This is a genomic window from Psychrobacillus insolitus (assembly GCF_003254155.1).
GTDB lineage: Bacteria > Bacillota > Bacilli > Bacillales_A > Planococcaceae > Psychrobacillus > Psychrobacillus insolitus.
The window spans coordinates 811,617-830,575 of sequence record NZ_QKZI01000001.1; the positions used below are offsets into that span (position 1 = coordinate 811,617).

Annotated in this window: 22 protein-coding genes; all 22 read right to left on the bottom strand. The window is 35.4% G+C overall.

All coding sequences use genetic code 11. The features are described from left to right. Nucleotides 1–4: 4 nt before the first annotated feature. A complete protein-coding gene (locus C7437_RS03980) occupies nucleotides 5–1,105 on the bottom strand; it encodes a prephenate dehydrogenase (protein ID WP_111438327.1) in 1,101 nt (366 codons plus the stop codon). After that, complete coding sequence (gene hisC, locus C7437_RS03985; protein WP_111438328.1) at nucleotides 1,105–2,205, bottom strand: histidinol-phosphate transaminase; 1,101 nt, start codon at nucleotides 2,203–2,205, stop codon at nucleotides 1,105–1,107. The genes C7437_RS03980 and hisC overlap by 1 nt, the downstream gene beginning before the upstream one ends. 21 nt (nucleotides 2,206–2,226) lie before the next feature. Continuing rightward, nucleotides 2,227–2,592, bottom strand: a complete 366-nt coding sequence (aroH, locus tag C7437_RS03990) for a chorismate mutase (protein ID WP_111438329.1) — start codon at nucleotides 2,590–2,592, stop codon at nucleotides 2,227–2,229. Further along, nucleotides 2,593–3,681 (bottom strand): 3-dehydroquinate synthase, encoded by a 1,089-nt coding sequence (aroB, locus tag C7437_RS03995; protein WP_111438330.1) that lies wholly within the window; start codon nucleotides 3,679–3,681, stop codon nucleotides 2,593–2,595. A 3-nt stretch (nucleotides 3,682–3,684) separates the two neighbouring features. After that, a complete protein-coding gene (gene aroC, locus C7437_RS04000; protein WP_111438331.1) occupies nucleotides 3,685–4,866 on the bottom strand; it encodes a chorismate synthase in 1,182 nt (393 codons plus the stop codon). A gap of 114 nt (nucleotides 4,867–4,980) precedes the next feature. Further along, nucleotides 4,981–5,751 carry a CheR family methyltransferase gene (locus tag C7437_RS04005; protein WP_111438332.1) on the bottom strand — a complete coding sequence of 257 codons (771 nt, stop codon included), beginning with the start codon at nucleotides 5,749–5,751 and terminating at the stop codon, nucleotides 4,981–4,983. 229 nt (nucleotides 5,752–5,980) lie between these two features. Beyond that, nucleotides 5,981–6,427: a nucleoside-diphosphate kinase gene (ndk, locus tag C7437_RS04010; protein WP_111438333.1), complete on the bottom strand. Its 447-nt coding sequence runs from the start codon at nucleotides 6,425–6,427 to the stop codon at nucleotides 5,981–5,983. 133 nt (nucleotides 6,428–6,560) lie between these two features. After that, nucleotides 6,561–7,535, bottom strand: a complete 975-nt coding sequence (gene hepT, locus C7437_RS04015) for a heptaprenyl diphosphate synthase component II (protein ID WP_111438334.1) — start codon at nucleotides 7,533–7,535, stop codon at nucleotides 6,561–6,563. A gap of 20 nt (nucleotides 7,536–7,555) precedes the next feature. Continuing rightward, complete coding sequence (locus C7437_RS04020) at nucleotides 7,556–8,260, bottom strand: demethylmenaquinone methyltransferase (RefSeq protein WP_111438335.1); 705 nt, start codon at nucleotides 8,258–8,260, stop codon at nucleotides 7,556–7,558. Between the two features lie 18 nt (nucleotides 8,261–8,278). Further along, nucleotides 8,279–9,025 (bottom strand): heptaprenyl diphosphate synthase component 1, encoded by a 747-nt coding sequence (locus C7437_RS04025; RefSeq protein ID WP_111438336.1) that lies wholly within the window; start codon nucleotides 9,023–9,025, stop codon nucleotides 8,279–8,281. Between the two features lie 50 nt (nucleotides 9,026–9,075). Continuing rightward, a complete protein-coding gene (mtrB, locus tag C7437_RS04030) occupies nucleotides 9,076–9,300 on the bottom strand; it encodes a trp RNA-binding attenuation protein MtrB (protein ID WP_111438337.1) in 225 nt (74 codons plus the stop codon). Between the two features lie 67 nt (nucleotides 9,301–9,367). Next, the gene (gene folE, locus C7437_RS04035) at nucleotides 9,368–9,937 is read right to left on the bottom strand and encodes a GTP cyclohydrolase I FolE (RefSeq protein WP_111438338.1); all 570 of its coding nucleotides are present in this window, start codon (nucleotides 9,935–9,937) and stop codon (nucleotides 9,368–9,370) included. A gap of 184 nt (nucleotides 9,938–10,121) precedes the next feature. Beyond that, the gene (locus C7437_RS04040) at nucleotides 10,122–10,397 is read right to left on the bottom strand and encodes an HU family DNA-binding protein (protein WP_111438339.1); all 276 of its coding nucleotides are present in this window, start codon (nucleotides 10,395–10,397) and stop codon (nucleotides 10,122–10,124) included. A 239-nt stretch (nucleotides 10,398–10,636) separates the two neighbouring features. Next, complete coding sequence (gene spoIVA, locus C7437_RS04045) at nucleotides 10,637–12,115, bottom strand: stage IV sporulation protein A (protein WP_111438340.1); 1,479 nt, start codon at nucleotides 12,113–12,115, stop codon at nucleotides 10,637–10,639. Between the two features lie 119 nt (nucleotides 12,116–12,234). Continuing rightward, complete coding sequence (locus C7437_RS04050) at nucleotides 12,235–12,945, bottom strand: LptM family lipoprotein (protein ID WP_111438341.1); 711 nt, start codon at nucleotides 12,943–12,945, stop codon at nucleotides 12,235–12,237. Nucleotides 12,946–12,958: 13 nt separating this feature from the next. After that, entirely contained in the window at nucleotides 12,959–13,147 is a 189-nt protein-coding gene (locus tag C7437_RS04055; protein ID WP_342767771.1) for a DUF2768 domain-containing protein, read from the bottom strand. 102 nt (nucleotides 13,148–13,249) lie between these two features. Beyond that, entirely contained in the window at nucleotides 13,250–14,269 is a 1,020-nt protein-coding gene (locus C7437_RS04060; RefSeq protein ID WP_111438342.1) for an NAD(P)H-dependent glycerol-3-phosphate dehydrogenase, read from the bottom strand. 31 nt (nucleotides 14,270–14,300) lie between these two features. Beyond that, nucleotides 14,301–15,611, bottom strand: coding sequence for a ribosome biogenesis GTPase Der (gene der / locus C7437_RS04065; protein ID WP_111438343.1), 1,311 nt, complete (start codon nucleotides 15,609–15,611; stop codon nucleotides 14,301–14,303). Between the two features lie 104 nt (nucleotides 15,612–15,715). After that, nucleotides 15,716–16,855 carry a 30S ribosomal protein S1 gene (rpsA, locus tag C7437_RS04070; protein WP_111438344.1) on the bottom strand — a complete coding sequence of 380 codons (1,140 nt, stop codon included), beginning with the start codon at nucleotides 16,853–16,855 and terminating at the stop codon, nucleotides 15,716–15,718. Between the two features lie 93 nt (nucleotides 16,856–16,948). After that, complete coding sequence (locus tag C7437_RS04075; protein ID WP_111438345.1) at nucleotides 16,949–17,539, bottom strand: lysophospholipid acyltransferase family protein; 591 nt, start codon at nucleotides 17,537–17,539, stop codon at nucleotides 16,949–16,951. Then, on the bottom strand, nucleotides 17,536–18,216 hold the full coding sequence (cmk, locus tag C7437_RS04080) for a (d)CMP kinase (RefSeq protein WP_111438346.1): 681 nt from the start codon (nucleotides 18,214–18,216) through the stop codon (nucleotides 17,536–17,538). The genes C7437_RS04075 and cmk overlap by 4 nt, the downstream gene beginning before the upstream one ends. 84 nt (nucleotides 18,217–18,300) lie before the next feature. Beyond that, nucleotides 18,301–18,945: a flagellar brake protein gene (locus tag C7437_RS04085; protein ID WP_111438347.1), complete on the bottom strand. Its 645-nt coding sequence runs from the start codon at nucleotides 18,943–18,945 to the stop codon at nucleotides 18,301–18,303. Nucleotides 18,946–18,959: the final 14 nt, after the last annotated feature.

An 18,959-nucleotide genomic window follows, 5' to 3' on the forward strand; every position in this document is an offset into this window, starting at 1 on the left:
TCCCCTAAGAAATATAAGTTTCAAATGTCGTATTTTGCGCAATGCATGTAACTGCTTTTGCACGATCATCCATTGTTTGAAAACTAATAACTAAAATCCCAAAAATATCTTCGCGTGTTTCGACAATTCGTAAATTTGTAATATTAATATTATCTTTTGCTAAATAGCCAATTACTTCAGATATTACCCCTGAATAATCAGGAACATCGACATATAGATCATAAACGGCGAACATAGCACCTTGTGTAGTAATTGGAAGCTCATCTCGAACTTGTTTAGCGGTAGAGAAATAAGCCTCTATATCTTCTGCATCTGCATGTAACAATAGATTTTGAAGTCGAATCATTTCATTTGTCCACATATTTAATTGATTACTTAACTCGTTACGATTTTGCACGGTAATATCTCGCCACATAATAGGATTGGAAGATGCAATTCTAGTTAAGTCACGGAATCCACCTGCTGCTAGTTGCTTCGTAAAAGGGAATGCCTTATTCTCTCCTGCCAGCTGATGTACTAGTGAAGCAGCAATTAGATGTGGGAAATGACTAACAACTGCTGTCATATGATCATGCTCTTTTGCATTTACTTGTACAATTTTTGCTTTTGTCACTTGCAATAAATCAGAGAGTACTTTTACTTTCTCCTCATTTTCATCCTCAAATGGTGTGAGCATATAATAAGCATTTTCAAATAAATGAGCTCTTGCAGCTTCGACCCCACTTTTATGAGAACCAGCCATTGGATGACCACCAACGAATGTAATACCCGCTTCTTTTAACTGGATTGCTGCATTCATGATTTCATTTTTAGTACTACCTGTATCCGTTACAATCACTTGGTCTTTTAACTGCCAATTTGACATTTCACTCATCAAACGAATTGTTTCATTTACGGGTGTAGCAAAAATAATGATATCTGCAAATTCTGTAGCATCCTTTATTTGCATAGCCATTTCGTCAATTACAGCAATTCTTTTTGCCGTGCGAAGTGTGTGACTATCCGCGTCATATCCTATGATAGAGACATCTTTGTTTCGCTTTAATCCAAGCGCCAAAGAACCTCCTATTAATCCAAGCCCGATAATCAAGATCGTTTGTTTCATTAGATTACGCCTTCCTCACGTAAAACTTCGTCAAGTTTTTGTAGTAATTCTGTATTTTGTTGTTCCGTTCCAATTGTTATACGAAGATATCCAGGAGAACCTAATGCATTTCCACTGCGAACGATAAATCCACGTTCCATTAACCCTTGGAATACTACATCACTATCCGCTTTTACTTCCATTAAGATGAAATTAGTGTGAGAAGGGAAGAAATTTAAATTACGTTCCTTACAATATGTTTCAAACTGTTGTTTTCCTGCATTATTTTTCACTTTACATTCAGCGATGAACGCTTGATCCGCTAAGCCAATAATTGCTACTTCTTGACTCAACACAGTGTTGTTAAAAGGTTCACGAGTTGGTTCTAACTGGCCAATTACTTCTTCTGAACCAATTGCATAGCCTACTCGGAAACTAGCTAAGCCATAAGCTTTTGAAAAGGTGCGCATGATCAATACGTTTGGATGTTTTTTTAATAATCCAAGAGAATCTTCGTATGTATCATCTGTTATGTATTCTGTATACGCTTCGTCTAGTACAATCAATACATCAGACGGCACTTTTTCGACGAAATCTTTTATTTCATCACTCGGAATTAAAGTTCCAGTAGGATTGTTTGGATTACAAACCCAAACAATAGCAGTGTTTTCATCAACTACTTCGGCCATTTTGTCTAAATCATGTGCCCCATTTTCTAAAAGTGGTACAACGCGAACTTCTGCACCCTCCACAACTGCATTATGTTTGTATTGACCAAAAGTTAAATCGGCAACCACTGTATTTAAACCAGGTTCAAGAATTGCTCTTGAAACGATTAAGATGTTTTCGTCCGATCCATTACCAAATAATAATTGGTTTTCCGAAACGTTTAAATGTTTCGCAACTGCTGTGCGTAGTTTCGATGCATGTCCATCTGGATAAATAGCAAAATCTATATCTATATTATTTAAGTACTCTTTTACTTTTGGTGAAGCCCCATATGGGTTTTCGTTGGAAGCAAGTTTCGTCACTTTGTCCAAATTATACATTTTTTGAACTTCATCAGATGTTTTACCAGGTTGATATGCTTTTAAACTAGCGATTTGTTTTTTGAATTTCATTTGACAATTCCTCGATTCTAATTATTTTTGAATTAAGTCTGGTCTTAATTGAACCGCGTTATTTAAATAGATATGTTGTATAGCTTGTTGTGATTTGTCCGTATTAACATGTACTAACAATCGAATACATTTTTCTAATGCACCAGGTACATTCATCTCGTGTGTGCACATAACAGGTACATAATTCCATCCTTCTAAACCACGTACAGCTCTGGCAGGAAAAGCAGAAGTAATATCTGTTGTAGTAGATATAATAACAGAAGCTACTGCATCTGGATCGATATCATTCGAATGGATCAATTCTTGTAAAAGTCTTGCTGTTTCTTTAAGTACTTGCTCATTAGAATCTTCTACTACCGTTATTGCACCTCTTATGCCTCTAATCAATTACTGCCCCTCCTCGATCCATTTCCTTAACTGTATATCACAGTTTTGAACTTCATCCATGGATATAATTTTAACAAATGGTTCTCCAATAGACTGAAGTAAAGCGAAATTTAATTCTCCATTAGTTGTTTTTTTATCTTTTAACATAAATCTAGCTAATTGATCAAAGGAACAACCTAATACTGCATTAAAGTCATATCCGAGCCTTTGCGCAAGCTCATAGACTTTTCTTGCATACCCAGCTCTTACTTTACCGTGTAATTCACTTAGCATCAAAGCAGGAATCATTCCAATCATTACGGCTTCTCCGTGTGTAATCTTGCCATAACCAACAGAAGCTTCAACTGCATGTCCATATGTATGACCAAAGTTTAAGTACTTACGATAAGATTGTTCTGTTTCATCTAATTCGACAATATGTGCCTTTACGCGAATCCCTTTTTCTAACCATTGAAGTAGATGTGTCTTTTCAATCGATTCTATCGTTTCTAGAGAGAAAAATTCGTTCATCCAATTCTCATTACTAATCAGCGCATGTTTTATCACTTCAGCTAAACCTGAACGGACTTCCAACACAGGTAATGTTTCTAAAAAGTGGAAATCATATAACACTTCTTTTGGTTGATAAAATGCTCCAATCATATTTTTCCCATTTGGATGATTGATAGCAGTCTTACCACCAACCGCACTATCATGAGCTAGTATCGTGGTTGGAATCTGATAAAATGGGATTCCTCGCATAAATGTAGATGCAACAAATCCAGTTAAATCTCCTACCGCTCCTCCACCTAAAGCAAACAGAGCAGAAGAACGAGAACAATTTTCTTTTAATAAAAACGACTGAACATCAAAATAAGATTCGAACGTTTTACAAGCCTCTCCGTTAGGCACCAGATAAACCTTAAAAGGTAATGTAAAATGCTCTCGAAAATAACTTTCATGTAAACTCCATACGTGCCGATCTGAAATTACAACCAGTTGATCTGCCTTTTTTAATACTTCAGCGTTTCTCTCATTAAAATCTCTTAAGATATTTTCACCAAGATGAACTTCATAAGATGATGTATTTGTATTAACAGGGATAATCATCAGTTAAAACCCCTTTGTATATGCTCTGTGTCTCTCAATTTCTGCTTTAAGTGTATCCATTTTGTCAGCGTTAAAAGTTTCTAGTACAGCTGCTGCAACTTCCCAAGCAATAACAGCTTCTGCTACAACAGACGCGGCAGGTACAGCGCAACTATCAGAACGTTCTATACTTGCTTTGAATGGTTCTTTTGTTTCGATATCTACGCTCTGTAATGGCTTGTACAATGTTGGAATTGGTTTCATCACACCTCTTACAACGATTGGCATTCCAGTGGACATACCGCCTTCTAATCCACCAAGTCTATTCGTATCACGCGTATAACCTTCTTCTTCATTCCAAGAGATTTGGTCATGTACTTGACTACCAAATAAATTTGCCATCTCAAACCCTATACCAACTTCTACACCTTTAAATGCATTAATACTCATCATAGCCATTGCAAGTTTCGCATCTAGTTTACGATCGTAATGAACATAACTACCAACTCCTGCTGGCATACCTTCCACGATAACCTCTACAACTCCACCAATAGTATCTCCCGCTTTTTTCGCTTGATCAATTGCTTCTACCATTTTCGCAGAAGCTTCAGAATCTAAACAATAAACTGGATCCGCTTCAACAATTTCACGAATTTCTTCCACTGTTTTAGTAGTAGCAAGTGATAAATCAGCTTCAATTCCACCTATTTTTGTTACATGAGCTACAATAGAAATACCCAATTCACTTAATAATTGCTTCGCTACTGCTCCAACCGCTACTCGTACTGTTGTTTCACGTGCTGACGAACGTTCTAATACGTTTCGTAAATCACGATGACCATATTTCATTCCACCTACTAAATCGGCATGACCTGGACGTGGTCTAGTAATTTGTCTTTTAATATCCTCTGGATCAATATCTTCTCCAAGTGGATCAATACCCATAATTCCTGTCCAATGCTTCCAATCATCATTGTTTACTACTAGGCATACAGGTGACCCAAGTGATTTACCATGACGAACCCCTGCAGTAATTGCAACAGTATCTTTCTCTATTTGCATGCGTCTTCCTCTGCCATGTCCACCTTGTCTACGTTTAAGTTCCTTATTTATCTGTTCACTCGTAACCTCTAATTGTGCTGGTAACCCCTCAATAATCGCTGTAAGTTGTGGTCCATGGGACTCACCTGCTGTTAAATAACGCATAACACTTTCCTCCTTCAACTCGCTAAAGTATTTGTTTTCCACTATATCATAATTTAATCTTGAAAGTATAGATATTAAACTAAACTATACTAATTTCCACGGACAATTTTATCCTTATTTCTTCCGATAAAAGAACGTATCTTCCGTTTCAAAACCGTATTTCCCAGGATCAAATATTTGTTCTGTACTTCCTACAAATAAAATCCCACCAGATTGAAGTGAATCACTAAAGTTTTTATATATTTGATCTTTTGCTTCTTCTGTAAAGTAAATCATAACATTCCGACAAATAATCAAGTCAAAATTTTTTTCATATGTATCCTTTAATAAATTATGCTTTTTAAATGTAACCGTGTTTTTAATAGAATCATCTACTTGATATAACTGGCCTTGCTTGTTAAAATATTTCAATTTCACGTTATTTGGCACTTCAGCTAAAGAACGTTCTGGATAAATGCCCATTTTTGCTCTTTGAATCGCATTTTCATCTAAATCTGTAGCAAAAATCGAAATTTGGGAAACTGGGATAAGATTGGATAATACAATTGTCGTTGTATATGGCTCTTCCCCTGTCGAACAAGCAGCACTCCATATTTTCAAACGTCGATTAGTTGCTAATAGTTTTGGAAATATTTTTTTCTCTAAAACTTCCCAACGTTTGGAATTCCGATAAAACTCAGACACATTAATCGTCATTCTGTCTAAAAACTCATTCATTAATTGTTGATCTTTCTCTAAAGCTGCAAAAAAATCGACAAAATTTTTATATCCCTTTTTTTCATATAAGGAAGTAAGACGACGTTTCATCTGCGCTTCTTTGTATGCTGCAAGGTCTATTCCTGTTTTTCTTTTTACAGACTCTACAAATTTTAGATAGTCTGACAATATACATCGTTCCTTTCAAAATTCCTATATTAAGTATATCGTATTCAGAACATTATGGACATAGAAAAAGACAGACAAATAAGAAACATTTGTCTGTCTTTTTTAAAAAATATAATTGCCAAACTATTGTCTAGCTTTTAGCCTCTTAACGAGTGAAGTTTTGCTTTATTCTTCTTTTCCAAAAAGTTTTTGGAAAAGAGACTTCCCTACTTACTTGCCCTAGTAGAGATTAGTTGATCCAGTTGTTAGCGTCTTTTGCATATGCAACTAGTTCTTCTTTGTTAAAGAATAAAGCGATTTCGCGTTCCGCACTTTCAAGTGAATCAGAACCGTGAATAATATTTTTCCCAACAGTTACAGCGAAATCTCCACGAACCGTTCCTGGAGCTGATTCTTTAGGGTTTGTAGCACCCATCATAAGACGAGAAGTTGAAATTACGTTTTCACCTTCCCAAACCATTGCGAAAACTGGTCCAGAAGTAATAAATTCAACTAATTCTCCGAAGAAAGGACGTTCTTTGTGCTCTCCGTAATGTTGTTCAGCTAATTCAGTTGGAATAGTCATTAATTTTGCTCCAACTAATTGGTATCCTTTGTTTTCAAGACGACCTACGATTTCACCGATTAAGTTACGTTGTACTCCATCAGGTTTTACCATTAAAAATGTTTGTTCCATGATTAACACTCCTCAAAATATATAATGGGCTTAATTTCTCCACCGTTACAAATAATAGCACTATGAAGTAATATTTTCAAATTATATTTGGCATATCCTATTTACTTTTAATTTAAGCTAATAACTAATACATTTAAAACTTACGCTTACTCATAAATAACGCTATATTTTGTAAGGATTTCTTAGCAGAATTTGGAGGTAATTGTTTTACTTCGTTTAATGCTTTCTGTAAATACAAATTGCTTATTTGTTTCGCTTTTTTAATACCATCTGAGTTTCTTATTTCAATTAATAATTTATTTTTATGCTCTTCTGATATATTACCTTCAAGCATTTCTTTCAATAACGGTGCAATAGTAGGATAATCTTTTACATATAAAACCGGCAAAGTGATATTCCCTTGTAACAAATCGCTTCCAGAAGGTTTACCGAGTTGCTCATCCGTAGAAACGATGTCTAATATATCATCTATTATTTGAAATGACATTCCGATATAATAGCCAAACCGCTTTAAATGTTTCACTGTTTTGGCATCCGCACCAGAAGCAATTGCACCAAGTTCACAGCTAGCTGATATTAAAATGGCTGTCTTTCGTTTAATTCTTCTTAAATAATCTCGAACTGTTTGATCTAGTTCATGTTTATCTTCAATTTGAATGATTTCGCCAATACAAAGTTCTACCATTGTGTGAGATAAAACTTGATGAGCGTATGTATTTTTTAATCCGGTTATATATTCAATCGCTCTTGCAAAAAGAAAATCTCCCGTGTGCATGGCTACTCGATTATTCACTTGAGCTTTCACTGTTTTTCTGCCTCTTCTTGTATCCGCATCATCTATTACATCATCATGGACAAGAGAAGCCATATGTATAAGCTCGACTGGAACAGCTACATTCTTGATCGTTTCCATCGAATAAGTACCGAACCTTGCTGAAAGTAAAACAAAAACAGGACGAATTCTTTTACCTCCAGCGAGTAGTAAGTGAAGAGAAGCTTCATTCAATAAGTGAGATGAAGAATTCACCGCTGCCGCTAGTTCTTTTTCGATGATATCTAAATCCGATTTCAAATCGGAATAAAGTAATTTTAACTTCATCTTATCCACAGATACAAACCTTCTCCCACTTATTTATCTTTTTTGAATCCTATATGCCTTGCTGCTGCTCCGCCACTATACGGCTTGTTCGCTACATTCAGCAAACCTACTTCTTCAAATAGTTTCGTTAATTCTGCTCTATTTGGAAAATTTTTTGCTGATTCTTGTAACCATGAATATTCTTTGTAACTTTTAGCAAATAGTTTCCCGAACAAAGGCATAATATAGCGAAAATATAAACGAAAACCACGATTGAATAATTTTGAATCTGGCTGTGATGTTTCTAGACAGACAACCATTCCACCTGGTTTAGCTACACGATTCATTTCTTTTAAAACTTGTTTATAATCAGGTACATTCCGTAGCCCAAATCCAATTGTTACATAATCAAAAGAATTATCTTCAAACGGTAGTTCCATTGCATTTCCTTGGATCAGTGTAATTTGAGGAAAGTCTTTTACTTTTTCCATCCCAACGTTTAGCATGTTTTGACTGAAATCCAGCCCCGTAACACTACCTGTTGCTCCAGTTGCTTTAGCAAGTGCAATAGTCCAATCTGCAGTACCACAGCATACGTCTAATGCTTTACTTCCTGATTTTACTTGCATTTCTTTCATTGTATCGTTGCGCCATTTTATATGTTGTTGAAAACTAATTACTGAATTCATGGAATCATAATTATCTGAAATTTTTTCAAAAACCTCATGTACATGTTGTTCTTTAGATTTTGCCATGACTTTACCCTCTCTCAACTACTTTTGAAGCGAATGGATTTTCATTCGTTCTAAGATTGCCATTTTTATAGGCGCGATTAATAATTTAGAAGAACTGACATCGTGAATAAATGCTTGTTCCATATTATCAAGCTCTACTTTAAAATCAGTCATATTTGTTTGAAATATAATCGATTTATTTATATAAAAAGCCGGTTCATTTAATTCGAATTTATTGTATTCTTTTTTCAGCGCTGCAAGTAATAAGGCCTCTTTCATAAGAAAAACATACTCATGAAAACCATAATACTCAAAAAATTGTTCGATAGGCTTACTTTCAATTATTTGAATAGACTGGATTAACTCGTCGAAAGTATACTCTTCATCATCATAAAACCTAGTTTTAAGTTCTGAAATAGTTGCGACTCCTGTCGATAATTGTTGAATAAGTTCAATTTCTCCAGCATTCGCTAGTACTTGGTAGTATCTTCCACTATAATAATCTCCAGCTAGTACTTGTAACTGCTGCTCTTTAGAAGTCGCATTATCTTCTTTTACTAAATCATGAGCAGCCAGCGAAGAAAAAATTAGGGATACTGCGATTGATGAGACATACATAGACTCATTCCAATCCTCACCATTGAGTAGTGGTAAAAGTGTAAAAAACAAACGTTCTTCTTTTACAACAGGTAGTCCTGTATATCTCAGCAAAGTTTTATTATGCGATTGCATCGAAATATTTTTTTTATACTGTTCAACTTGTTGTGTGATAAATGTCTCGTTCATACACTTTACTCCATTTCTCAATCGCCGTTAATCATATATATTAGGGCATATTATTGTTTTTTTGAATCACTTTGAACAGTACCATTTGTCGTGTGAATAGATGCTAGACCTCTTATTTTCATGGCAGAAGTATGTTCTGTAAATTGCGCAATCATAACTTCACCTGCATCTAGTTTTTCTGAATGATGAAACTTTGTATCTGTACCACGAGTTAATCCAATTACATGAACTCCATCTTCTTCTGCTTTTATCACGATAAAATCTGAATTGGACATTATAAAGTCTCCTTTTTTAAAAGTCTTTTTCTATCATACCATATTCTTTTACGTTCATCCAAAAGTCTTACTTCATCTGGATAAAAGATAAAATTTCTGCTCTTTTTATTTGATCTGTTTCTAGAATCCCTCTAGCTACAGCAGTAATTGTTTTTGCTCCAGGCTTTTTAATTCCTCTCATTGTCATGCACATGTGTTCTGCTTCAATCACGACATATACTCCGTGCGGATTTAGCATTTCCATTATGTCATCAGCAATTGTTGAGGTAATTCGTTCTTGTAGTTGTGGTCTTCTAGCAGTTGTTTCCACCGCTCGAGCTAATTTACTTAAACCCGTCACTACTCCATCGCGTGGAATATAGGCCACATGTGCCTTACCATAAAAAGGAACAAGATGATGCTCACACATGGAGTAAAATGGAATATCTTTTACTAGTACTAATTCTTCATGGTCTTCGTTAAAAACCGTTTTAAAGTATTCTTTTGGATCTAGATGAAGACCTTCGAACATTTCCGCGTACATTTTCGATACTCTTTTCGGCGTATCTAGTAGACCTTCTCTCGTAGGATCTTCACCTACAGCTTCTAAAATCATTTTTACAGCTTCTTCTATTTTTTTCAAATCAACATTCGTCACTAGTATTGCCCCCCAAAACCAAAACTTCTTTATATAACACATAAGCATCTTAGCATATGCAATGCATTTTAGTAATAAATTTCCGATATGCATATATTGTTAGTTTTTCTTAATGGAAAAGAACGGCTACTATGAAGCTAGGCTTCATTGCAGCCGTTCTATGTACTACTACAACATCAGTTATTTAACCTTTAACCGCGTCTTTAAGCGCTTTACCTGGTTTAAAAGCAGGTACTTTGCTTGCAGCGATATCGATTTCTGCTCCAGTTTGTGGATTACGTCCTTTACGAGCAGCGCGTTCACGAACCTCAAAGTTACCAAAACCAATTATTTGAACTTTATCACCCTCTGCAAGGGCAGATTGAATTGTTTCAAATACAGCATCAACAGCTTTAGAAGCATCTTTTTTAGAAAGTTCTGTAGCTTCTGCAACGGAGTTCACTAATTCTGTTTTATTCACATCATTCACCTCCTCTCAAAGGAAGATAGCTTTAATCCTTTAAAAAGAGTATCACAACAAAAATCCCTGCGCAACACTATTTAAGCGTCTTTTGGGAAGTTTATGCAAAAAAAACGCAATAACATGAAATAACAGGACTTTTCACATGGTTGTGAAAAGTCCTTTTTGTTAAAAATATACATAAATTAAAATATTACGCATTTTAATAAAAGTACCAATTTCCCTTTATTTTTGCACTTTTATAAGATAAAAGTGACCATTCCTCGGTCACCTTCATTGACCATCCGTTCAATCGTTTCACGCATTCTTTTTTTCGATAAACCTGATACACTTTCTGTTTTATAACGTAAACTTTCTTTCAATACCTCGACTAACGAAGTACCAAAAACTTGTGTTTGCCAAAGAGCGTCCCGATCATGTAAAAAACCATGCTTTAAATCTTTTAATAATTGTTGACTATGAAACTCTGATCCAATTAACGGGGCAAATTCCGCCTCCATATCTACTCGAATAATATGCAAAGAAGCGGCTTTTGCTTTCAAACTTACCCCATAAAAGTTATTCTGTTTAATTATTTCTGGGGCCGATGGTTGAAAATCTTGGATCGTCGGTAAGGATACACCATATCCAGTATTTTTAGCAGCTTCTAAAGCATCAGAAAATTTATGATAAGCTTTCTTTGCAGTCGAGGCTTCTTTCACAAATAAAAGCCAGTCTTTTTTAGATTGGATTGGCTCATCTAACCATTCATCGCAAACTTCTTGGAAAACTTCTGGTTTTAGTCCAATTTTAATACACGCTGAACCCCTACCAGGATTTGCTTCTACAACATCAGCAGATTCGATAAAAGGTACTTCTTTAAACCTTGAAGCAAGTTCCTTCACATCTTTCATTTTGGAAACTATTTCTAACCATTCTTGTAAGGAAGATGAAATAGCATTATTGACAAAGTGATCTGCTTCTAAAACGTCTGTCCAATCCGGTTTAACTATCTCAATGTCTGTAATCGGAAATTCATACAGCGCTTGTTGGAGTATGTATTGAATTTCCTCCGCAGACATTCGATCTATTGCTACCGCTATTACCGGCACTTCATGTTGTTGTTCTAATGATTCTCGTAATTGAAGTGTACTAGAGCTTGTTGGGGTCTTGCTATTCAACACAATTACAAAAGGCTTACCAATCTCTTTTAATTGTTCAATTATTTGATCCTCTGCTTTGACTACTGACTCTCTTGGAATATTATTCACTGTGCCATCCGTTGTTACGACAATACCAATAGTAGAATGATCCCTTATTACTTTATCAGTACCTATCCTAGCCGCCTCTTCAAACGGAATAGGTTCGCTATGCCAAGGCGTATGCACTAATTTTTGGCCATCTTCACCTGAATTAGTATTTATTCCATCAATCATATAACCTACACAATCTACTAAGCGAATTTGTAAACGTAATTGTTCTTCACCTAGATAAATATTTGTTCCTTGTGCTGGTACAAACTTTGGTTCTGCTGTCATGATGACATTTCCAGGTGAACTTTGCGGAAGTTCATCTTGTGTACGAAGTCTTTCGGCATCATCTTTAATGTTTGGGATCACAACAAGTTCCATTACTCTTTTTACAAAAGTTGACTTACCAACTCGAACGGGGCCTACTACTCCAATATATACGTCTCCATTCGTTCTTTCTGCAATTTGTTCATATAATTTATTGGGCATGGAAACCCTCCTTTCTTCGCAACTTATTCTATGCACACAAAAAACGTTTCATGCATATAGCACGAAACGTTTCACTTTTTAAAAGCGGTCTTAACACCGCAAATTCGAGTTTAAATAGATCATTTAGTTAACATAAAAACTGGTTCATTATTTTCATCAACTGTATAAGGTAAGGAATATGCAGGAACTATTGCAAAGTTGTCCGTTAAAAGAAAACGAATATCATCTCCTGGTTCGATCACTTCATCATGGTCCTGAAGCATACGATTTAGCTCTATTGAGTAGTCCACATACACTTCTCCGTCCCCAGTAGCTACTAGAGGTAGTTGAATATCAGAATAAGGGCTTTGAACGGATAAATCACTATTATACCCCATCTTTTCATAATCAAGCTTATATACACCTTCAGCGATCGTTTCGGATACGGGTCCAAATCCATTAATACCTTTTCGATAATTAATATCGCGAATAGTATCCGCCAGACGTAAATCTACTAGTTTTACAGTCGGATTTTCTTCCACATCCATAAGTACATATTGATAGATACCACCCGCTTCATATGAGTTTGCTGGTACTTCACCCATATAAGTTGGAACGATTTTTTTAAAATCCACTGGATATTTAATATACTGGTCTGTTTCCAAATCACGTGTCTTTATAGGCAATAAACCACTAGAATTCTCCCTAAAACTGTTCACAGCCGTTTGAACCGCCATTAACTGATCTTCATACGGCAATAAATTTTCAGGCTGTTGACCACTCTTATAACCACATCCAGCTAAAATAAAGGTTATTAGTGTAAATAAACCTACTAGTCTAATCTTTTTCATCTTAATCTCCTAACTATGCCTTTGTTGGATTAAAGATAATGTATAACATCGAAATAAACCCTACAAATAACAATATGTATGCAATGATCCCAAATATTAACTTCCATAATTTGTTTGAAAATTTAGTTTTCACAAAAAACATAAACACCATGGCCAAAAACATACAACCCATTGACACAAACGATATCCACATTTTATCCATTGATGAAATTAATAACAAAAGATGCGCCACCCTTCTCCAATTACGAAGTAAATAACATTAAAAAGAGTTGTTTTTTCATACAACTCTTTTTATTGATAAATATTAAAACGTTTTATAATCTTCCAGTTCGTGTTTCTTTGTACGATGCATTAAAATATCAACCGCTTCTTTTGGTTTTATATTTTCAAATAACACAGAGTACAAAGCTTCGGTAATCGGCATATCAACTTGTTGTTTTTTCGCTAATTGGTAAGCTGCTTTTGTTGTACGAACACCTTCAACAACCATACCCATCTCATCCAATACTTTTTCCAAAGTTAACCCTTTTCCCAACATATTCCCGGCACGCCAATTTCTTGAGTGCACACTCGTACATGTAACGATTAAATCTCCCATACCTGTTAGTCCTGAAAAAGTATAAGGTTTTGCACCCAAACTTATCCCTAGTCTTGAAATTTCTGCAAGACCTCTTGTAATTAGCGCTGCTTTAGCATTGTCACCATAGCCTAAGCCATCCACAATACCTGCTGCTAATGCAATAACATTTTTAAGAGCTGCCCCAATCTCTACACCAATTACGTCATCGTTTGTATATACTCTGAAGTAATTATTCATAAACAAATCTTGCACTTTTTCAGCAGCAATCATATTCTCACTTGCTACAGTAATAGTTGTTGGATGCTTTAATACTACTTCTTCCGCATGACTTGGACCAGATAACACAACAACTGCATCAACTTTTTCCGCTGGTACTTCATCAGAAATCATTTCTGAAATACGTTTTAAAGAGTCAGGTTCAATTCCTTTAGATACGTGTACAAACAGTTTTTTCTCTGTTAAATGGGCAGTCATATTCTGACAAACTTCACGAATCGCTTTTGTTGGTACCGCAATGATGATAATAGAAGCGTATTTAATAGCTTCTTCAAAATCACTCGTTGCCTTTAAATTACTAGGTAACATAGTATTAGGTAAATATTTTTTATTCGTATGATGTTCATTTATTTCGTTTGATTGATCATTTCTGTGTGACCAAAGGAGGCAGTCATGATTGTTTCCCGCAAGGACCATAGCGAGTGCCGTCCCCCAGCTTCCAGCTCCTAATATAGCTACTTTTTGCATACTATTTAAGCTCCTTTACAAACGCTTGTCATTAAGTTCTTGCGCGAGTAATAATTCGAATAGGAGTTCCTTCAAAATCGAAGGCTTCACGAATTCTATTTTCTAAGAATCGTTCATAAGAGAAATGCATCATATCTGGTTCATTTACGAAAACAACAAATGTTGGTGGCTTGATAGCAACTTGAGTTGTATAATAAATGCGCAGTTTTTTACCTTTGTCTGTTGGTGCTGGGTGACGTGCAATTGAATCTTCAATAATTTCGTTTAATATAGATGATTGAACACGCAATGCATGGTTCTCACTTACCTGATTGACTACTGGTAAAAGGGAATGTACTCGCTGTTTCGTTTTAGCTGATACGAAAACGATTGGTGCGTAATCTAGGAACAGAAAATGCTCGCGAATTTTTCTCGTCATTACATTCATTGTTTTCTCATCTTTTTCAATAGCATCCCATTTGTTCACGACAATAATGACACCTTTTCCTGCTTCATGTGCATATCCAGCAATTTTCTTATCTTGCTCTTGAATGCCTTCTTCCGCATTTAAAACAACTAAAACAACATCTGATCGTTCAATTGCCTTTAATGCGCGTAGAACACTATATTTTTCTGTTGATTCATATACTTTTCCTTTTTTGCGCATTCCCGCTGTATCGATCATGACATATTCTTGTCCATCAAACGAATATTCCGTATCTATTGCATCTCTTGTAGTTCCTGCAATTTCACTAACGATTACACGTTCTTGACCCAAAAATGCATTAATAAGTGAAGATTTCCCAACATTCGGTCTACCAATTAAGGAGAATTTAATTACTTCTTCTCCATATTCAATATCTTCAATATCTTTAAAGCTTTTCGCTACTTCATCTAGTAAGTCCCCGAGACCTAAACCATGAGACCCGGAAATTGGAAACGGTTCGCCCATCCCAAGTGAATAAAAGTCATAAAGTAAACCTCTCATATCTGGGTTATCAATCTTATTTACTGCTAATACAACTGGTTTTTTCGTTCTATATAAAATTTTTGCAACATGTTCGTCAGCTGCGGTAATACCTTCTCGGCCATTTACTAAGAAAATAATGACATCTGCTTCGTCCATTGCGATTTCTGCTTGCTGTTTAATCTCCTCTAAGAATGGTTCATCACTTAATTCAATACCACCTGTGTCAATGATATTAAATTCATGTGTTAACCAATCTGCGGCGCTATATATACGATCACGTGTAATCCCAGGGATATCCTCTACTATAGATACACGTTCTCCTACGATTCGATTAAAGATTGTTGATTTACCGACATTCGGTCGACCAACGATTGCTACTACTGGTTTTGTCATAATTGTTCATCCTTCCAACTTCGTCTATTTTGTATTATACAACAAAATAACACAAGCAGGCGACTTTATTGAAGTCACCCGCTTGTGATTCTTTATTACTATATTTATTTGGAAAAGTCTTTTAATTTGTCCCCGAGTACATCACTAATCGAAAATCCTTTTGATTCCTCTGGTAATTCGTAATTGTCCAAGTACGCATCTTCATTTTCAATTAAATCTTTTATGCTTAAGGATAAACGTTTATCAGCACTATTAACATCCAGTACTTTCACCTTCACTTCTTCGCCTTCCTTCAGCGCTTCATGTGGTGTGGTGATATGTTTATGTTCTATTTGAGAAATATGAACAAGCCCTTCAACACCTGGGAAAACTTCTACGAAAGCTCCAAAGGAAACAATTCGTTTTACAGTTCCTGTTAATACCGATCCTTTGGAAACTCTCTCGCCTAAATCTACCCACGGCCCTGGTAAAGTATCTTTAATCGAAAGTGAAATTCTTTCTGAATCCCGGTCAACAGACAATACTTTTACCTTTACTTCTTGTCCTTCTGAAATTGCATCCGCTACATTATCTAAGTGATCATGAGAGATTTGAGAAATATGAACTAGCCCATCTACTCCGCCGATGTCTACAAATGCTCCGAACGAAGCTATACGCTGAACAGTTCCTGTCAAAATATCTCCACTATGAATATTTTCTAATGTTTTTTGTTTACTAACAGCCTTCTCACCTTCAATAACTGCTTTGTGAGAAAGAATTAATCGATTCTTTTCCTTTTCAAGTTCAACAATTTTAAAAGATAATACTTTCCCTTTATATTCCTCAAAAGACTCCACAAAATAATCTTCAATTAAAGAAGCAGGAATAAAACCACGAACACCAAGATCAACAACTAATCCGCCTTTTACAACTTCTTTTACTTCTGTTTCAATTATTTCACCGCTTTTGAATTGACCTTCAAGTATTTCCCAAGCCTTTTCAGCATCTACTCTTCGTTTAGAAAGTACATAATTTGCTTCTTCTACTTTTGTAATCATAAGTTCTAGTTCATCACCGATGGAAACGGCGTCGGATGCTTTTTCAATATGCAGGCTAGATAGTTCACTAATTGGAACTATGCCATCAAAAGGTGCACCTTCAATTGTTACGATTGTTGATTTTTCATCCACTTGTGCAATCGTAGCTTTTACAATATCGCCCTCTTTAAACTCATGTGTGTCTTTTAAGTTCATTTCTTCTGACATATGATATTCCTCCTTCACAACGTCTCTATTCTATTTTATGCGAACAATCTAAGAAATACAAAAGGAAGCCCTTCTAAAGTGGAAAATAATAGATTATTTCGTTTTTTTATGTTGTTCTAGTAATTGCCCAATACGTTCCATAATAACCTCTGTTACTTCATCTGCAGAAGCTTTTCTTTCTCGATATGGCGCTATATCAATCATATCTCCAAAAACTATTTGTAACTTTCTAAAAGGTTTATAGGGACCAATAATAGCACAAGGAACGACATTCGCTTCTCCTCTTAGTGCAAAGAAACCAGCACCACTAAATCCTTTCCCTAATGTACCATCTTTACTTCTTGTGCCCTCTGGAAAAAGGCCAACTACTTCTCCGTCTTTTAATAACTTTAATGCTTTACGAAGTGCATCACGATCACTGAGTCCTCGTTTCACTGGAAATGCATTAACTCCTGGAAGTAAACTTTTTAAAATAGGTATTTTAAAAAGTTCTTCTTTTGCCATAAAGTTTACAGGTCTAGGAGTGTTTATTCCCACAACCGGGGGATCTAATGCATCAATGTGATTGGAACATAATAGGATTCCGCCTTCTTTTGGAAACTTTTCTGCTCCAATTACTTCAAAACGATAAATTGGTTTTAATATAGAGTACACTGTTGATTTTGCAAATGAATAAAGATTCATATTATCTGCATCCTTTCTTTTGCAAGCTGCATAATTTTCTCAGATACTTGTTCAATAGTTAGTTCTGTAGTATCGATAAATACTGCATCTTCAGCTTGGATTAATGGAGAAGCATCTCGTTCACTATCCATCTTGTCACGAAGAGCAATTTCTTCCGCTAATTCTTTTAAAACAGAATCAATACCTCGTTTTTGGTTTTCTAAATATCTTCTCTTCGCTCTTTCTTCTACACTAGCAGACATAAAAATTTTAAGCTCTGCATTTGTTAATACATGGGTACCAATATCACGGCCATCCATCACGATTTTGCCGTCTTTACCCATCTCGAGCTGTCTAAGTACCATTTCTTCACGTAAGTGTGCATGTGCAGCAACTTGCGATACAGATGCAGTTACTTTTAAAGAACGAATTTCATCTGTCACTTCTTGATTGTCAAGAAAAACTAATTGTCCTTTTGGAGAAGGCTTTAACTCAATTGTAGTTTCTTTAAGTAGACTTGTTAATTTTTCTCCGTCTTGCAAATCTATGTTCAACTGAATGGCTTTATACGTAATTGCACGATACATTGCTCCAGTATCTACATAAGTATAGCCTAATAATTCTGCTGTTTTCTTGGCAATTGTACTCTTACCAGCTGCTGCAGGACCGTCAATTGCAATTTGTATTTGTTTTGTCATGTAATTGCCTCCACTCTATTCAATTATATTTTACCATAGAAACAACCACAAAAAAAAAGCCTGTATAAACAGACTTTTAATTATTTATAATCCTTTATTTCTTAAATATAATTGACGCTCAAAACAATAACGGACAATTTGTTGTTTATCGAAATCATCTGTATCAGTAAATTTTAAGGATGCTAGCGTCTGAGCTCCTCGAGTCCAGATCCGTACAATTTCTGCAATTGTCGATACATATTTAATGTCTCCATTATTAAAGCAAAGTGGAAGAAGGACTGAAACTTCATCCCCTTGATTAAATTTAATAGGTCCTTTAATTATAATCGCTGAACCACCTGCACTAATATCATCTGTAACAAATTGAAACCTTTCATCCTCAAACTCAACTGATATATCCACAGCGTAGTTTACACGAACAAAGTCTCTTCTTTGAATCTTAATAAGCTCCGAGTCTCCAGGATATAACAACTTAATCATCGGAATTTGACCTTTTTTTCTACCCAGTACTTCTGTATTAAATGCAAATATAGCTTTTGACTCCTCGGCATAAGTTACACGAAGCTGAGTACCATCGATTAAAAATAATGTTTTATTCGTTTTTGAATCCAATGGATAATCAATATACACTGTATGATTGTCTATATCGACTACTTTACAACGATATTTTTCTTTTTTTTCATTAAAAGTTGGTTCAAGCGTTAAAGTAGTTCCAGGTTTAATAGTCATATTCAATACCTCTT

What these genes read in the sequence shown, in the direction of transcription:
- mtrB (WP_111438337.1), bottom strand. Translation starts at nt 9,300, where the DNA reads ATGTCCAATTCAGATTTTATCGTGATAAAAGCAGAAGAAGATGGAGTT.
- hisC (WP_111438328.1), bottom strand. Translation starts at nt 2,205, where the DNA reads ATGAAATTCAAAAAACAAATCGCTAGTTTAAAAGCATATCAACCTGGT.
- rpsA (WP_111438344.1), bottom strand. Translation starts at nt 16,855, where the DNA reads ATGTCAGAAGAAATGAACTTAAAAGACACACATGAGTTTAAAGAGGGC.
- C7437_RS04085 (WP_111438347.1), bottom strand. Translation starts at nt 18,945, where the DNA reads ATGACTATTAAACCTGGAACTACTTTAACGCTTGAACCAACTTTTAAT.
- der (WP_111438343.1), bottom strand. Translation starts at nt 15,611, where the DNA reads ATGACAAAACCAGTAGTAGCAATCGTTGGTCGACCGAATGTCGGTAAA.
- cmk (WP_111438346.1), bottom strand. Translation starts at nt 18,216, where the DNA reads ATGACAAAACAAATACAAATTGCAATTGACGGTCCTGCAGCAGCTGGT.
- C7437_RS04025 (WP_111438336.1), bottom strand. Translation starts at nt 9,025, where the DNA reads ATGAACGAGACATTTATCACACAACAAGTTGAACAGTATAAAAAAAAT.
- C7437_RS04020 (WP_111438335.1), bottom strand. Translation starts at nt 8,260, where the DNA reads ATGGCAAAATCTAAAGAACAACATGTACATGAGGTTTTTGAAAAAATT.
- aroC (WP_111438331.1), bottom strand. Translation starts at nt 4,866, where the DNA reads ATGCGTTATTTAACAGCAGGTGAGTCCCATGGACCACAACTTACAGCG.
- ndk (WP_111438333.1), bottom strand. Translation starts at nt 6,427, where the DNA reads ATGGAACAAACATTTTTAATGGTAAAACCTGATGGAGTACAACGTAAC.
- aroB (WP_111438330.1), bottom strand. Translation starts at nt 3,681, where the DNA reads ATGATTATCCCTGTTAATACAAATACATCATCTTATGAAGTTCATCTT.
- C7437_RS04050 (WP_111438341.1), bottom strand. Translation starts at nt 12,945, where the DNA reads ATGAAAAAGATTAGACTAGTAGGTTTATTTACACTAATAACCTTTATT.
- C7437_RS03980 (WP_111438327.1), bottom strand. Translation starts at nt 1,105, where the DNA reads ATGAAACAAACGATCTTGATTATCGGGCTTGGATTAATAGGAGGTTCT.
- spoIVA (WP_111438340.1), bottom strand. Translation starts at nt 12,115, where the DNA reads ATGCCCAATAAATTATATGAACAAATTGCAGAAAGAACGAATGGAGAC.
- C7437_RS04060 (WP_111438342.1), bottom strand. Translation starts at nt 14,269, where the DNA reads ATGCAAAAAGTAGCTATATTAGGAGCTGGAAGCTGGGGGACGGCACTC.
- C7437_RS04075 (WP_111438345.1), bottom strand. Translation starts at nt 17,539, where the DNA reads ATGAATCTTTATTCATTTGCAAAATCAACAGTGTACTCTATATTAAAA.
- C7437_RS04055 (WP_342767771.1), bottom strand. Translation starts at nt 13,147, where the DNA reads ATGGATAAAATGTGGATATCGTTTGTGTCAATGGGTTGTATGTTTTTG.